This is a genomic window from Micromonospora sp. NBC_01638 (genome assembly GCF_045209745.1).
Taxonomy (GTDB): domain Bacteria; phylum Actinomycetota; class Actinomycetes; order Mycobacteriales; family Micromonosporaceae; genus Micromonospora.
In genome coordinates, this window is sequence record NZ_CP109273.1 from 653,374 (window position 1) to 668,126 (window position 14,753).

Genomic DNA, 14,753 nt, shown 5'->3' on the forward strand with positions numbered 1-14,753 from the left:
CGCCACTGTGGGCCGCCGCAGGACGGCAGGCATACCCTTGGACATGTCACTACCTCTCTCGACAGAGCAGGGGAAAGAGACAGAGGGCGGGGCTGCCGTCCGCCAAGACCTGACAGCCCCGCCCCCACCAAATGCAGCTACTGCGCCGCCTTCGTCGCCACGCCCGCAGGGGCACGCATCCCGGTCGCCCGCAGCGAATACGCCATCCGACCGTTGTTGCCCACGTACGGCGTCACGGTCATGCCGTCGAACTCCACCGCCTCGAACAGGCCACCCGTCGGCGGCACCGGCTGGTAGTCCGCCGAGATCTTGACCGTCGTCTCCCGCGACCGCTTGCCCAACTCCGGATCCAGGTCCATCACCCGGACCTGCCACACCCGCTGGCCGGTCAGCTTGTCCTTCGCCGGGCTACGCCGACCGGTCTTCTCGTCGTAGTCCTCGACCTCGCCCAAGGACTCGGGCACCAACGCGCACCCCGCCGGGAACACGTCCTCACACCGCACCGCGAACCTCGTGCCGCCACGCAGAGCCATCGCTCAACCTCCAACTTGTTAACTTGTCTGCCAAGTTGCGTTCCAAGGTAGACGGCACTTGGCAGACAAGTCAACAACTGGTCGCTACACACGATCGTCGTGTCAACTTGCCCGGTAAGATCTATTTGCGAAGTTTCTAAAATGAGGAGACACGTTGTTATTAAGGAGCTGCGTTTCAACCCCAGCGAGACGCTCGTCCGGCTCGATGCCTTCCGGTAGCGTGAACCCTTGTAATTCCTGGTCAGCGAGGAGATGCCGCTCAAAGTGGAACAGCGCGCAGATTTTTCGGCCGCCACAAGGCGATTAATTGCCCAGCGGGCAGGGTTTCAATGCTCTGTGTTGAACTGCGGAAGACCAACCGTGGGACCTGGGCCAGGCACGGCGGATGTCATAGACATCGGAATGGCAGCACATATTTATGCCGCCGCACCGGGCGGACCCCGCGGCACAGGCGGCCTATCGATCAATGAGCGCAGATCGGCAGAAAATGGAATCTGGTGCTGCTACGATCACGGCAAGGCAATCGACTCGGATGGTGGAAATTCCTTCTCGGTATCTGAACTGCGCGCATGGAAGCGGCTACACGAGGCGCGCAAGTCGTTCGACATGCACGGAGTCGCCTTAGACAACTACGGACTTGTTGAGTCGATCTCCATAAACTCGGCCCCGGCAGCTCTTTCCGGGCGCAATTTCAAACTGGGGATGCGAAATATCATCGCAGGCCCGAATAACAGTGGCAAAACTATGCTCGCAAGGTTAATCGGCAGCGTCGCAAACCCCCACTACGTAGCCGATATCTCGCGAAGGAGAGACGTTGATATAGCCGTCCGGTGGTTTGACCCGCAAACTCACAAAGTCGCAACGAAGGGCCGAGGCGGCGAAGTCTCCCACATCCTTGATGGCCGTCCGGTTCCATACGTTGCTCGGCCATATAAAACGGTAATGCTCTCAGATTGGCACAGCACCTCCATTGGCAGCCTAGCCTCTCTCGCTCGCTTCCTTGATGTGAACACAACCGCAATGAAAGGCCTTCTCGGGTCGACGCCCGAGGCAAGCAACATGGTCAAGGAAGTCCAGGTCGACAAAGATTCGGTCCGATATGTGGTTGACTACAACGGTCGCACCTATCGAACAACTGCCGAAGAGTCAGGCTATCCACCTGCCATGAATGACCTCGTGCTTATGGAAATAGCTGCCGTCCATGCTCAGCACCACGCAATGGTTGAGCCCACGTTCCTGGTTCTTGACGGATTTCTAGACAGGTACCAGGCCCACTTTCAGTTCGCCATGTTGCAGCATTTTGAACAAGCGGCAGGCCATGCCCAGTTGGCCGTAATTAGCCACTCGCCCCTAATTGCGCAAGAGTTTCGGCATTGGAATTTGGCTGACCTGGCCGACCGATGCGATTATCGAAGATTTGACCCTAGGTCCCCTATTGATCTAGAGGTGCAGACCGGCAGCCTTGACGGCAGCTCAGGAGTATTACTCACGTGAGAATTCGTTGAAGCCAGCCCATGCGGGTAAATCTTCACATCTCAACAAGTAGAGAATCCCATTCGCCTAGGATTACCTCTGGTGTTATACGGGTACCGACCGCCTATGGAGCATTCCAACAATCCTCCGTCCGACCCTAGCCTGCACCGCCGGCCAGATGGGGTGCACGATACAACAGTCGCGGCCTTAGGCGAGTTAAGCAAAGCGCTGGAGACGATCCATCGGGTGCGAGGTCACCTGTACTCGGCGCACCAACTTGTTGGCGGTGCGGATCTCACTCTTGACCGGGTGGTGAAGCTACTCCGCGAGGCGGGGCACGACGAGATGGCCGACCGGGTTGAGCACGAGCTGTTGGGGCGCAACGTGCTCCCAGGCCGGTGGACGTTCCAGATCGTGGAGGAGTTCGACGACGGCTACTACGCCGCGTTCCAGGAGATCGAGCGGGACGCGCGGGAGAAGCTAGCCGGCGGTCGGCGGCACATCTTCGAGGCGGAGATGAAGGAGCGGCGGCGTACCCACGGGATGCCGGGGCACGAGGCTACGCCGTAGCGCTACCAGCGAAGCCGTTCGGGATCATCGAGGCTAGGGCGTTGGCTCGGGCCTCGATGATCCTCATTCGTGCCAGGTACTCGGCTGGTTCCCGGTGCGCGGCCTGGCTGGTGACCTGGCCGGGCCACTTGCGGTAGAGCAGGCCGTACTCCCGGGTGAAGTAGCCCGCTGTGACCGCGTTGGCGGCGAGCAGGAGGCCGGTGTCCTCGGAGGCGGGCAGCGCCATCCAGCCGCCCAGGGCGAAGACGAGATCTCGCCGCAGGCACAGGGTCGCCGGGTGCACCGATGCTCGGTAGTCGTTGGCCTGCCAGAACGAGAGGACCGAGCCGCGGTCGATGAGCCCACCGGCCGGGTCCTTGTCCCATCCGGCGGTCGACCCGTCGGGCAGGAGGTCGAGTACCCGCGAGGTGGTCCAGCCGATCTGCGGGTGCGCGTCGAACGCGGCGATGTCTCGGGCGAGCGCGCCGGGGGTCAGCTGGTCATCGGCGTCCAGGACCTTGATGAGTTGCCCGGAGACCCGGGAAAGCGCCAGGGTACGGGCAACACCAGGCCCACCGGGACGGCCGCTGCCGAGACTGATCCGGGGATCGTCAGGCAGAGCGTCGACCAGGGCGCCGGTCTGCCCGTCCTCTTGGACGAGCCATTCCCAGTCCCAGCCGTCAGGCATTTCCTGCTTGGCCAACGACTCGTAGGCGCCGGGCAGGTGCTCGATGCTGGGCGCGTGGACCGGGGTGATGACCGAGACGAGCTGCGTCAAGTTTTCCACCGCTGGAGTTTGTGGGAGTAGACAAGCTCGGTGCGGTCGCCCGGCATCACCACGTCAGCGACCTCGACAACCCGACCGGTGGTGTCGGTCGAGGTTTTCCGCACGGTGAGCACGGAGACGCCCGGGTCGATGTCCAACAGCTCGGCCTCATCGGGCGACGGCGGGCGAGCCCGGATCTCGTCGTCAATTCGGTCCAACTCGACGCCCAGCGTGTAGAGCTGATGCTGTGTACCGCCCGGCCACGGTTCCTTGCCCGCGTCGAGCAGGTCCGGGTTCGCGGCCACTAGGTCGTACGGCAGGTAGGAGTACGACACGGTCAGCGGCGCGTTCTCGTGCCGCGAGGACGTCCAGTAGACCCGGCGCAGCAGCGAAGTGCCCGGCTCAACCTGCAAGGCCGCCGCCATCTCCGCATCAGCTTCCACCCGGGTGTATTCGGCGTGGAACTTCAGGTCATCGACGGTCAGGCCGGTGTCGTGCTCGGTGGCGCCAGTCTTCAACCGCTCGTCCTCGTCGAGCAGGACGCGATTCTTCTCCCACTGGTACCGCTCGGTGTTACGACGGCGTACCCGCTGGCGGGGTGCCCGTACGTAGGTGCCGCGCCCCTGCTCGGCCCGGACCAGGCCCCATTCGCGGAGCTGCCGGATGGCGTTGCGGACGCTCGTGCGCGACAGGCCCGAGGTGTCGGCCAACTCGGTCTCGCTGGGCATCAGCGTGCCTGGGGCTAGTTCGCCGCTCACGATCTTCGCCCGCAACTCTTCCGCGAGTTGCAGGTAGCGAGGGCGCCAGTCCCGGCCTTGCACACCGGTCACCGTACCCCCTAGACGTTCCAACGTCTGCCAGGTGGTCCCGCCAGCGGGCCGCTCAGGAACCGGCGGTACGGCTACCGCTGCTCGCGGTGGCCGCGCAGGGCGCAGGCCAGGAGTACGAGGAACGGCTGAGCCCCGACGGGTGTTGGCGTTCACCGCGTCTCTCCGGTCCGCTCGCCGCCATCTGCTGGTGTCAGCATCTCCAGCTGGGCGTAGACCAGCTCGTCGATGAGCCGGTCCACTTGCGCGGGCGCCAGGAGCACGGTCTGCGTCGCGCCGTAACGGGTCGCCTCGAGCTTCACGGCCAGGTCCCGGCGGGCGAACCGGTCGACGACCAGTTGGACGGTGACCCAGCCGGTCCGCTCCCGTCCGATGGTGGAGAGGAGCCCGCGGTGCATCGGGTCGTTCGGTCCACAGCCTCGACACCACACCGGGCACACGACCGGCGCGATCGACGACGGCGACGGTCGCTCTGGGATGGCAGCACCCTCACTCATCGCCGGCCCCCTGCTGCCCGGTGGCCTGTGCCAGCGATCCGCGAAGTTGCTCGACCAGTTGGGCTGCCTGCGGCACGGACAACTCCGCCCAGGCGTTCCCGGCCCGGCACGTCACATGAACACCGACCATGGGACCGCCCAGAGCCTCACTGCTGATGAGGTACGTGACGACGAGCCCGCCCGCCCGGCTGTCGCCGGCCCGCTGCATGGGGCCGCGATGACGGCGGGCCATGTGCGTCATCACGGGCGGTACCAGGTAGCCGCAGCGATCCGGGGCGCACCAGTCCGGGTGGCTCGTGACGGGAGCCGGCTTGTTCGGACGACTCATCGCGGCCACCGCCCGCCGTTGCCTCGATAAAGCTGGGCTCGCGTCATCAAGGGCGCATAGCGGAGCACAGGCAATTCACGGGTGGCGCCCGTCGACCACCGAGGCGAGGAGGTTGTAGAAGCCGCGCGAGGACTCGACCGACCGTTGCTGCTGGCACTCCGGGCAGATGGGCGTCTCCGAGACCACCAGGACGAGAGCCAATGGTGTCGACGATGGGAGCCGGACATCGCACCTCCACAGGTAGGCGGGGACCGGTGGCCAGCCGCGGGGGAATGCGGCCGGCCACCGGCCCGGATGAAGGCACGGCGCACCGTCCGACGCCGGACGGGTCGGGTATCGCCGAGCCAACTTGTAGGCGCGGCTACCGCAACCGGTCCGACAGGACGCCGCGCATCAGGTGCGACCAGGGCGGGCGCGTAACCACCCCTGATACGGGCCGTCACCCCAGCCGCACACCAGGAAACGTATCTACAAGTGGACGAGTTGTCTAGACGTCGAAACGGGTCACTTGGTGGGCACTTGGTAAGACAAGTGCCAGGTACGGTGACCGGGTGCCCGCCCCGCACTACGGACAACCCCGCTACCGCGCTATCGCCGAAGAGTTGAGGCGGCGCGTCGAAAGCGGCGCCCTCCCGCCCGGAAGCCTCTTGCCGACCGAGAGTGCACTCACCGCCGAATTCCACGCAGCGCGCGGCACGGTTCGTCAGGCGATAGCCGCGTTACGGGAGGAAGGCTTGGTGGCCACCGAACACGGCCGTGGCACCTACGTAACCTCCCGCCAGCACGAACACTGGCTGGATGAGGGGTTCGAGACGGAAACTCAACAGCGCCGAGTCGCTGCTGACCCGGAATTAGCGGCTCTTTTCGCTGTCGAGGTGGGGACGACCCTGATGGAACAGCAGAGCCTTGCTCGAACAAACGGAGCGGTCCGCACAGTCGTCAGAACCTATCGGCTGCTCCCGGCAGAGCGCTAGAGCAGTTCACACCTTCCGTTACCAGCTGTCGGCCGGCCGTGCCGCGCGGCCGCGAGCCCGCGCGGCGCAGGGAGGCGCGCGCCGGCAGCTTCGGTGAACTGGTGGCGGCCGCGGGGTTGCGGTCGGCTCCCGAGCCGATGCTCCAACGTCCAATAACCGTGCCCAGCTCGCCTCGTCGTCGGCACTGTCCGTCCTTGTCCGTATCGTCCTCTGTGGCTGCTCGAGTGATCCTTTGGCGGATTCCGTTACCTCGCCGTTGCCACTATCGTCTGTCATGGACGCACGACGGAGCGTCACCCCCATCGTCCATCCGCCAGGCATCGCGGGAGGCAGCAAGTTGGAGACGGTACGGCTCTGGCAGGGGAATGACTGGGAGAGCTGGTGCATGCAGCTCGTCCGGCGGACCTACGGTAGGGACAAGGTTCAACCGGTACCGGCCCGCCACAAAGGCGACCTCGGCATCGAGGCCTTCACGCACGACGGCCACGCGTTTCAGTGCTACGCAGTCGAAGAGCCTGTATCTACCAAAGAGCGGTATGAAAAGCAGCGGGACAAACTGACAAGGGACATAGGGAAGCTTTACGCACGGCAGGAAGAGTTCGTCAAGTTGCTAGGTGACGTCAAAATTCACTGCTATTTCCTGATGCTCCCATTGTGGGACTCGAAGGAGTTAGTCCAACACGCCACCGGCAAGGCCGCCGAAGTCAGAGGCTGGAACTTACCGTTCGTTGAACGAACGAAGTTTCGTATCATGATCACTGATGACGATGCGTTCGCTGACGCTCGCGGTGAATTGCTCGCACGCGCGCCGGAGTTAGTTCCCATTAGCCCAGTAAACAATGACGACGCTAGAGCATGGATTGACTCGAACCTTCAACCGTACGAGACGATGGACCGCAAACTCAGGCACGTCTTCGGCGAACCTGAAAAGCGTAAGCGATACATAGAACACCTCCTGGTGAAGCACATTGAGAGCGGGAATACTCTTACAAAGTTGCGGGCCCGCTACCCTGACCAATGGGAGAGTGTCGTGTCGTGCATCCACGGCAGGGAAAGCCTCCTTGAATTAGAGCACCTTGACGGGAGCAGCCCGCCGTCCACTAACCTCGTTAAAGAAATTGTGCAACACCTTCGATCCGATCTTGCTCGCGATGCCGGCCCAGTTGGCGAAAAGGCTATTACCGGCCTTGCCTGGGGAGCCATCGCAGACTGGCTGATTCGTTGCCCACTCGACTTCGAGGAAGCCGCGTGAAGGCCGACGAGGATGTACTTGAGGAGGCGTTCGGTGAAGTGTCCACACCGATCCGCTTCCGGCATCGACCAGATCCGATACCTGGAGACCTCCGACTCGGCTGGCGCCTCCCCGTTCTGACGCTAGTTCTCGATCAGTGTCGGGGCAAGACCGCGAACCTTGAGCAGGTTCACCTACTTCTATGGTCCTTAAGAACTGAGGCGGGAAGAAAGCTCATTGCTCGCTGGTTCGCAGGTGATCGTCGGCCCGACGATCCTATCGTTCGATATGACCCAACACTGACGCGGACCATAGCACTCGCCGTCGCTACCGGCCTCGTGAAGCGGAATAGAAATCAGACGCTAACATTGAGCCATCAAGGGCAAGACATTGCATCCGCTGTGCGGAGCCAGGAAGGTGCACTTGTAGATGAAAAGCGTGCATTAAATGCCCTTCCGAAGGGCATAACGCAGACCAGGGTCCGTCAGATGTTGGAGTGGCAGTGAGACTCAAAATTAGGGCAGTGCAGCTAAGAGTTTTCACGTCAGGGCCACTGTGTGGCATCGATGTCTTCTTCACGGATGGCCTGAACATTGTCAGAGCTGACAATACAAGCGGGAAGTCGACGTGCTTGCAGGCGATGATGTATGCCTTGGGCTTGGAGGGCATGCTTAGCCCAAGGCGAGATATACCGTTGCCACACGCAATGACCGATGAAATTGAGGTGGACGGGGTCGCTCTCCCTGTGGAGCGCTCATTCGTCCGGCTCGAGATCGAGAATTCTCGTGGTGAAGTGATCACCGTGCACAGGGTGGTTAAGTCCGACGGAATCGATCCCAGGCTCATCACTGTGATGCATGGCGCGGCAATTACCGATAGAACCGCCGGGCAAAATCGAAGTGACTATTTTGTTAGGATGCCAGGATCGGCTCAGCGTCGTGCTGGCTTTCATCACTTCTTGGCGGACTTCGTTGGCTGGAGTCTTCCCCGCGTGACAAAGACGGATGGCAGTGAGGCTCCGCTATACGTTGAGTGCCTGTTCCCGTATTCCTTCGTTGAGCAAAAGCAAGGGTGGCTGGGCGTCCAGCCGCGCATTCCTGCCTACTTTCAAATTAGGGACGTGGTGCGCCGAAGTGCTGAGTTCATTCTCGGCCTAGACGCTTACAACCTGGCGTTGCGACGTCAGCGACTCGAGTATGCGCGAGCGTTGGCGGAATCGGAATGGAAGCAACGTGCTCGAACCCTAGAAGGTGAGGCAGCGGCTGCATCCGTTGTCCTGACCAATCTGCCTACCGCTCCGTCAGCAGTAACGGAACCGATCCAGGCTGAGGCGCTCGTGGCCCAGACCGACGGAACCTGGTTGTCAGTCGAAGCTGAGGTGTCCAGGCTGAGCGAGATCCTCCAGTCAATCGAAATAGTGCCGGAAACTGGGCCAGCAGTCCAGAACTTGGAAGTCCAGCTATCGGCCGTTCAGGACCAACTTACTGCTTCCAATGCGGCTATAGTTGATGCCGTCGCTGATTATGACGGGGCTCAAGCACGCGCTGCTCACCTTCAAGAGCGGGTAGGGGCTCTAGAGGAGGACCTCCAGCGACACAAGGACGCCGCCTTACTATCCAGGCTTGGCTCGCGCCATTCGACGTTGCTGGGTAACGAACCCCACTGCCCAACATGCAACCAGTTTTTACCGGATGGCTTTGATATCACTAGTACGCCGATGTCGACGGACGATAACATCAGATTCATCGAGCAAGAATTGTCTACGTTCCGGAATATGCTCAGCGATGCACTACGCCGACGGGACGTGCAAGCTACGCGGGTTCACAGACTGAGAGAAGAGTCCAACGCGATTCGGTCTCAGATACGATCGATTAAGGATAGTTTGGTGTCGCCTTCAGCGATGCCATCGATTGCCGCTATTGCACAGCAGATCAGAATTGAAGAGCAAATCGGCGCTCTCCGCAAATTCGCCGACGATTTAGAAACCGTACTTGCGGAGCTTTTTGATCGAGCGGGATCTTGGCGCCAGATCGACGAAGAGCTCAAGACCTTAGGCAAAGACCCGCTCAGTATTACTGATCGGGAAAAGATTGGGCACATCGATGAATCATTTAGGGACCAACTCCACGCTTATCGATTCAGGTCGGTGAGTCCCGAGAACATCACGATTTCCGAGGATAGCTACAAGCCTGTCCATGAAGGATTCGACTTAGGGTTTGACTTGTCGGCGAGCGACATGATCCGCGCTATGTGGGCCTACCTACTCTCATTCGCGGAGGTCAGTCTTAAGCACGCCACCAATCATCCTGGCCTCCTCGTTCTCGACGAACCGCGGCAACAGGAAGTGCATCGTACCGACTTCGCCACGTTCTTGCAGCGGCTCGCAAGGGACGGTAGTGACGGACTGCAAGTCATCGTCGCGACGAGTGAGGAATATGGCAGTCTATCGATGATGCTAACGGAGACCCCCCACAACATGGTCTCGCTAGATCCAGGCAGCAAGATTCTTCGGCCGCTGTAGGTGTCTAATACTGGCCGTGCTGACATCGCTAAATTCCCGCTAGGTCTTACGGACGACGCTCGTAAAGCCGGCCACGAAGAGTGTGGCGAATCCCCACGCAAGCACCTGGATTACCCAATGAACCACCGTTAGCCGTTGTCCAGTCGGCGTCGTATTCAGATCACACGAACTGCGTGCATTCGTCTTGATCAACGGAATACTTACGTCCAAGGCAACCCCCACCCGCTCCAGAGCGCTACAGGGCGCCCCTGACCCCGGAGAACCTCTGGTGTGTGAGTAGGCGTTGTTGGGCGAACTGGTTGCGCGTGAGGAGGCACTGTTTTCTGTAGAACTCTTTGTGTGCGAGTAGGCGCTTTCACTGAAGACAGATATTCCGATCGCGATTAGCGCAAGCAGGAAGAGGCTGAGCAGCGCTCGCCATGGCTGGTATCCGTAGCCAAGCGCTAGACCAGTAAAACGCGCCCACACGCGCTCTCGCCGCTCAGTGAGCGCTCCACGACGGATCTGGCTCTTGCGCTGGGCGATCCGGGTGCGTCTCGCCTCGCTGTCATGTCCGGCCGCACTATAGGCAGCCGCAAGATGCTGGTATGGCTGAGCGGCATAATTTGGCGTGCTTCTGTCCAACGTATTGAGCCACCACGAAAGCGACTGCCCGATAGGAAGTCCGGGGTAAGTTAGCCCATCAACATGAATAAGGGCGCCTTCGTCTGTCAGGTTTATTAGTCTACTTGCCTCGAAGACGAATCCACCGTCGGTCTTTGCGCGATCAAGGCGAACAACACCTGCGCCGGTAGCTCCAAACGCTTCGAACCCGTCAGTGAAAAAGATTCCCTGTTCGGCGCGAAGTCCGCCCGCATCGAGGGCAGGGCCAGAAAGGTTGAAAATTCTGCTGTCGGAAAGCTCCACCCTTCCAACGTGCGCTCCAACCAGCCTCAACGCCGCGAGGGGCCCGGCCCCAGTAACTACCGCCCCATGCTTGACGAACAGGCCTTGTCCAACACGAATCCCGTCGGCAATAACTCCAGGCCCGGACAGGTTTCGTATCTCGCTATCACCGGTTAGTTCGAAGTGGCCGACGGAAGCCCCTATCATATGCACCGCGCCTTTTTTGCCCTCACCGGATATCTTGACCCCGTCGCGCAGGAAAAACTCCTGCCGAACCGTCATCCCATCGGCGCTGACGGCGGGACCGGAGCGGTTGGTGATGCGTATTCCATCGGCGATGAGATTGCCAATCTGCGCACCCTGTAAGTGAGCTGCGCCGATCTCGACGTCTGCGGTGATTCGGGATTTGGTGAGGCGCAACACGTCAACTTTAGTCCGCGCTGCCATAAGTGGGGACCTGTCCGCGCATTCAATTCTGCAGCCGGCAAGAGTTACATCAGCGAAGGCAGCGTCTCGCAAGTCAATTCCCTCAGGGAAATAACAAGCCCAGAATTGCAGCGGAAATGCGACGTTGAGATACTTAAGGTCTAGCCGACCTCCAATTTTGACTCCAAGTATCCGAAGCCCGCGAGGATCTGGCTTCTCGATTAACTTCCCTATCGCAATATCTCTAATCGTTTCAGCCTTGACGACTGTCGCACCGGCATCCCACCACTTCGCGTCGAACGGTTCGGCGGGTCCCCGGTCGGAGTTGAAAAGGCCACCCGTCTGAACGGCGCTGGCCAAGCTAGCAGCGAGGGTTGCCTCGCGGTCCTGGGGCTCAGAGTCGGACATGTGAGCAACCTAGCGCCACGCCGCAGCTCTAGCGCAAGGGCTCGAATCCCCGCACGTACAACGACGCAGGGAGCAACCGGCCCGCGCTCGACCGACGTCATGCGACGACTGGCAACCCATACACCGATCGCCTGTGCGATCGCCTGTGCGGTGCTGCCGAATTCCTCTGTTTTGGATCAAGGCACCGCGCTCCGCGCGGTGCGGGGGCGGCAAGCCCGGCCGGCGGCAAGCCGCCCCGGTCGCCTTCGGCACCGGGGCGGTAAGCCACCGACAGCCGCCGGGACACCGCCCCACCAGTCAGAGAGGGACGCCCGGTGCAGTGGGGCCGTGACGGAAGCCGACGGGGCAGCCTGATCAGGTGGACGGGCTTCCGGCTGCCGCGCCAGTCCAACCCCGGGACTGGCTTGCCACCGTGTGACCGGGTCGAGGCACCAGCTCCACCGCCAGGACGTGCAGGCGTCCACGACAACCGGCGGCACCGCGCAGAAGTCCCGCCAAGCCGCCGGCACGGATCGCAGGACGAGGCAGCACGCCGGCCGAGGCCGAGGTCTACTGAGCCTCCGCTCAGGCCGTCTCCAGGCCGTCCCAGGCCGTGGCCAGGCCGTCAAACGTCACCCAACGATGACCAAGGCCAACCAACGGCACCCGATATACGGCCAGCTCAGAGCCTTGATCAGACCTCTGAGCTGGGGGCGACGGACGAGTCGACCTGTACGCCGGATTCTGTGCGCGGCGCGTACCCCGGAGGGTTTGCGCCGGCGGCGGCCATCCATCTCGGCCTGCCGTTGCCGGCAGGCTCCAGCGGCCTACCCGCAGACATCGGGCGGGCAGCCCTCAAGCGTCTGCGCCGGGTCGTCATCTTGCGGTGACGGCCCTTGCTTGGCCTTGCTCCGGGCGGGGTTTACCGAGCCACCCCGGTCACCCGGGGTGCTGGTGGGCTCTTACCCCACCGTTTCACCCTTACCGTCCCCGATGGGGTCGGCGGTCTGTTTTCTGTGGCACTGTCCCGCGGGTCGCCCCGGGTTGCCGTTAACAACCACCCTGCCCTGTGGAGTCCGGACGTTCCTCGGCGGCGGGCCGAAGCCCGCCGACGCGACCGCCCGGTCGACTCGTCCGTCGCGCTCCCATCCTAACGACGGGGCCGCCGCCGGCATTGCCGCCCCGCCTGGGCAAAATCGCGCAGCTCAAGGGCGGTGGGGACGAGGACTCCGGCGGATCCGCCGCACGAGGCGGGGACTAGCCTCGTGGGGCCATGGATCTCTCCCACGCCGCGCTGCTGCTCGCCGCCGGCCTCGCCGCTGGCACGGTCAACGCGGTGGCCGGTGGCGGTTCGCTGATCACCTTCCCGGCGATGATCGCGGTCGGGTTGCCCCCGGTCCCGGCGAACGTCAGCAACTCGGTCGCCGTGTTCCCCGGGTACCTGGCCAGCGTGGCAGGCAGCCGGGCGGACCTCCCGCGCCCGCGCGCGTTGGCCACGCTGGTGCCCACCACCATCGTCGGCACGATCCTCGGGGCGCTGCTGCTGCTGGCCACCCCGGCCCGCGCGTTCGAGCTCGTCGTACCGTTTCTGGTTCTCGGCGCGACCGCGGTCCTGGCCTTCCAGGACCCGCTGCGCCGGCTGGTCGGTCACCCCCGGGACCTGTCCCCACGTCGGCGGACCGTCACGGTGCAGACGATGGTCGCGCTCGGCGCGGTGTACGGCGGATACTTCGGTGCGGCGCTCGGGGTGATGCTGGTCGCCGGACTGGCCCTGGTGCTGGACGCGACCCTGGCGCAGGTGAGCGCGATCAAGAATCTGCTCTCCGCGGTGGTGGGGGTCACCACGCTGGTGGTGTTCGCCCTGTTCGGCCCGGTGAGCTGGGCGGCCGTCGCGGTGGTCGCGCCGGCCACGCTGATCGGTGGGTACGCGGGTGCCCGGCTGGTCCGCCGGCTGCCGCCGGTGCTGCTCAAGACGGTCATCGTGGTGTTCGGCACGGCGATCGGCCTCTACCTGCTCTGGCACGCCCTGAGCTGACCGCACGACTTGCAGGAAACTGCTGCCTCAGCACGCATGGAGGCAGCAGTTTCGCAGCAGATGCGCGGATCTTGAAAGCGACGGATCAGTACGTTTCGCCGACCGGCTCGTGCTCGGTGTTGGCGGCGGCTCGGTTCCAGCGGGACCAGAGCACCCGCTCGCCGTAGCCGGCGGCCATCAGGTGCGCGAAGGCCAGGTAGACCAGCACGCCGACGGCGAGCACCCCGAAGCCGACCCAGAACGGCAGCGACAGTGACTGCTCGGCGAGCTTGCCGGAGATGATCGGTGCCGGCGCGGCGGCACCCCAGCGGACCAGGTTGAACGCGCCGGTGGCGACGCGCCGGTCGCTGGAGCCGAGGCCGAGCGCGAGGTCGGTGAGGTTGGCGTTGGCCAGTCCCATGCAGAGTCCGGAGAGCACCAACACCACGAGCGTCTCGGCGGTGCTGGTGGAGGTGGCGAAGAGGACCATGCAGACCAGCAGCCCGGCGATGGCCACGCCGACGGTCTGCACCGCGCCGATCCGGTGGGCCAGTCGGTGGCCGATCACCAGGATGCCGGCGGCCAGGCCGAGCCCCCAGCCGGTGAACGCCAGCCCGAGCGGGATGACGTCCAGGCCCAGGAAGAGCGGCGTGTAGCCGAGCACCACGAAGAACACGAAGTTGTACGCGCCGGTCACCACGCAGAGCGCGATGAACGCCGGCCGGCGGTAGGTGGCGAAGATCTGGCCGACGCGTACCGGGGCCTGGCGGTTGGTGGGTTCGCGGAGCTTGCGGGAGGCCACGCCGAGGGCGAGGACCATGAAGACGCCGCAGACGAAGAACGGCAGCCGCCAGCTGACCTCGCCGAGCAGGCCGCCGATCAGCGGGCCGACGGCGAAGCCCAGGCCGAGGGCGGTCTCGAAGAGGCCGACCACCCATTCGCGGTCGACGGCCAGGTTGACCAGCATCACCATGGCGGTGGCGAAGAACATCGCGTTGCCCAGACCCCAGACGCCGCGCAGCACGGACAGCTGCACGATGGTGTTGCTGAACGAGGCGAGGATCGCGGCCAGGCCGACCACGGAGACGCCGGTGATGAGGACCGGCTTGAAGCCGAACCGGCCGCTCGCCAGCGTCGCCGGGATCATGCCGAGGGCCATGACCGCGATGTACGCGGTGAACAGCAGCTCGACCTGCCAGGCGGTGACCCCGATCGCCGCACCGATGGCGGGCAGGATCGGGTCGACGACGGCGATGCCGGCGATGGCGAGGAAGGCCACCAGCGTGGTGGCGTAGATGGCACTGCGGTTCGGTTCGGAACGCCGATCCACTCCGACTCCTCA

Annotated in this window: 14 protein-coding genes and 1 other RNA gene; 6 read left to right on the forward strand and 9 right to left on the reverse strand. The window is 63.2% G+C overall.

Translation table 11 applies throughout. The features are described 5' to 3' along the window. Nucleotides 1-137: 137 nt before the first annotated feature. A complete protein-coding gene (locus OG811_RS02890) occupies nucleotides 138-533 on the reverse strand; it encodes a transcriptional regulator (protein WP_091402451.1) in 396 nt (131 codons plus the stop codon). 252 nt (nucleotides 534-785) lie between these two features. On the opposite strand from OG811_RS02890, the gene OG811_RS02895 reads away from it, so the two are divergent. After that, on the forward strand, nucleotides 786-2,027 hold the full coding sequence (locus tag OG811_RS02895; RefSeq protein WP_406071935.1) for a hypothetical protein: 1,242 nt from the start codon (nucleotides 786-788) through the stop codon (nucleotides 2,025-2,027). Nucleotides 2,028-2,132: 105 nt separating this feature from the next. After that, nucleotides 2,133-2,576 carry a hypothetical protein gene (locus OG811_RS02900; RefSeq protein ID WP_406071936.1) on the forward strand — a complete coding sequence of 148 codons (444 nt, stop codon included), beginning with the start codon at nucleotides 2,133-2,135 and terminating at the stop codon, nucleotides 2,574-2,576. On the opposite strand, the gene OG811_RS02905 is transcribed toward OG811_RS02900, so the two are convergent. From OG811_RS02905 to OG811_RS02925, 5 genes are all read right to left on the reverse strand, one after another. Continuing rightward, nucleotides 2,566-3,342, reverse strand: coding sequence for a glycosyltransferase family 2 protein (locus OG811_RS02905; RefSeq protein WP_406071938.1), 777 nt, complete (start codon nucleotides 3,340-3,342; stop codon nucleotides 2,566-2,568). The two genes, OG811_RS02900 and OG811_RS02905, sit on opposite strands and share 11 nt — an antisense overlap. Beyond that, a complete protein-coding gene (locus tag OG811_RS02910; protein WP_406071939.1) occupies nucleotides 3,330-4,151 on the reverse strand; it encodes a GntR family transcriptional regulator in 822 nt (273 codons plus the stop codon). Before OG811_RS02910 ends, OG811_RS02905 begins: the two co-directional genes overlap by 13 nt. 149 nt (nucleotides 4,152-4,300) lie before the next feature. Next, complete coding sequence (locus OG811_RS02915; protein WP_406071940.1) at nucleotides 4,301-4,546, reverse strand: precorrin-4 C11-methyltransferase; 246 nt, start codon at nucleotides 4,544-4,546, stop codon at nucleotides 4,301-4,303. A 91-nt stretch (nucleotides 4,547-4,637) separates the two neighbouring features. Then, nucleotides 4,638-4,973, reverse strand: a complete 336-nt coding sequence (locus OG811_RS02920) for a hypothetical protein (protein WP_406071941.1) — start codon at nucleotides 4,971-4,973, stop codon at nucleotides 4,638-4,640. Between the two features lie 75 nt (nucleotides 4,974-5,048). Next, entirely contained in the window at nucleotides 5,049-5,174 is a 126-nt protein-coding gene (locus OG811_RS02925; RefSeq protein WP_393352337.1) for a hypothetical protein, read from the reverse strand. Nucleotides 5,175-5,524: 350 nt separating this feature from the next. Between OG811_RS02925 and OG811_RS02930 the strand changes: the two genes are divergently transcribed. The 3 genes from OG811_RS02930 to OG811_RS02940 all read left to right on the forward strand — a co-directional run bounded on the left by OG811_RS02930 (nucleotide 5,525) and on the right by OG811_RS02940 (nucleotide 9,699). Beyond that, entirely contained in the window at nucleotides 5,525-5,947 is a 423-nt protein-coding gene (locus OG811_RS02930; protein ID WP_406071943.1) for a GntR family transcriptional regulator, read from the forward strand. Between the two features lie 274 nt (nucleotides 5,948-6,221). Next, nucleotides 6,222-7,199 carry a hypothetical protein gene (locus tag OG811_RS02935; protein ID WP_393352343.1) on the forward strand — a complete coding sequence of 326 codons (978 nt, stop codon included), beginning with the start codon at nucleotides 6,222-6,224 and terminating at the stop codon, nucleotides 7,197-7,199. A 685-nt stretch (nucleotides 7,200-7,884) separates the two neighbouring features. Beyond that, nucleotides 7,885-9,699: a hypothetical protein gene (locus tag OG811_RS02940; RefSeq protein WP_406071944.1), complete on the forward strand. Its 1,815-nt coding sequence runs from the start codon at nucleotides 7,885-7,887 to the stop codon at nucleotides 9,697-9,699. A gap of 39 nt (nucleotides 9,700-9,738) precedes the next feature. Here OG811_RS02940 and OG811_RS02945 read toward each other — a convergent pair whose 3' ends face one another. Both OG811_RS02945 and rnpB read right to left on the reverse strand, forming a co-directional pair. Then, nucleotides 9,739-11,418 (reverse strand): hypothetical protein, encoded by a 1,680-nt coding sequence (locus OG811_RS02945; RefSeq protein WP_406071946.1) that lies wholly within the window; start codon nucleotides 11,416-11,418, stop codon nucleotides 9,739-9,741. Nucleotides 11,419-12,114: 696 nt separating this feature from the next. After that, nucleotides 12,115-12,530: RNase P RNA component class A (gene rnpB / locus OG811_RS02950), an RNA gene on the reverse strand. Nucleotides 12,531-12,670: 140 nt separating this feature from the next. Between rnpB and OG811_RS02955 the strand changes: the two genes are divergently transcribed. Continuing rightward, entirely contained in the window at nucleotides 12,671-13,432 is a 762-nt protein-coding gene (locus OG811_RS02955) for a sulfite exporter TauE/SafE family protein (RefSeq protein ID WP_406071947.1), read from the forward strand. An 85-nt stretch (nucleotides 13,433-13,517) separates the two neighbouring features. Here OG811_RS02955 and OG811_RS02960 read toward each other — a convergent pair whose 3' ends face one another. Continuing rightward, nucleotides 13,518-14,741 (reverse strand): MFS transporter, encoded by a 1,224-nt coding sequence (locus OG811_RS02960; protein WP_406071948.1) that lies wholly within the window; start codon nucleotides 14,739-14,741, stop codon nucleotides 13,518-13,520. Nucleotides 14,742-14,753: the final 12 nt, after the last annotated feature.

Coding starts and splice junctions, on each gene's coding strand:
- OG811_RS02915 (WP_406071940.1), bottom strand. CDS start 4,546: ATGCACCGCGGGCTCCTCTCCACCATCGGACGGGAGCGGACCGGCTGG.
- OG811_RS02920 (WP_406071941.1), bottom strand. CDS start 4,973: ATGAGTCGTCCGAACAAGCCGGCTCCCGTCACGAGCCACCCGGACTGG.
- OG811_RS02895 (WP_406071935.1), top strand. CDS start 786: ATGCCGCTCAAAGTGGAACAGCGCGCAGATTTTTCGGCCGCCACAAGG.
- OG811_RS02935 (WP_393352343.1), top strand. CDS start 6,222: ATGGACGCACGACGGAGCGTCACCCCCATCGTCCATCCGCCAGGCATC.
- OG811_RS02890 (WP_091402451.1), bottom strand. CDS start 533: ATGGCTCTGCGTGGCGGCACGAGGTTCGCGGTGCGGTGTGAGGACGTG.
- OG811_RS02940 (WP_406071944.1), top strand. CDS start 7,885: ATGACCGATGAAATTGAGGTGGACGGGGTCGCTCTCCCTGTGGAGCGC.
- OG811_RS02955 (WP_406071947.1), top strand. CDS start 12,671: ATGGATCTCTCCCACGCCGCGCTGCTGCTCGCCGCCGGCCTCGCCGCT.
- OG811_RS02945 (WP_406071946.1), bottom strand. CDS start 11,418: ATGTCCGACTCTGAGCCCCAGGACCGCGAGGCAACCCTCGCTGCTAGC.
- OG811_RS02900 (WP_406071936.1), top strand. CDS start 2,133: ATGGAGCATTCCAACAATCCTCCGTCCGACCCTAGCCTGCACCGCCGG.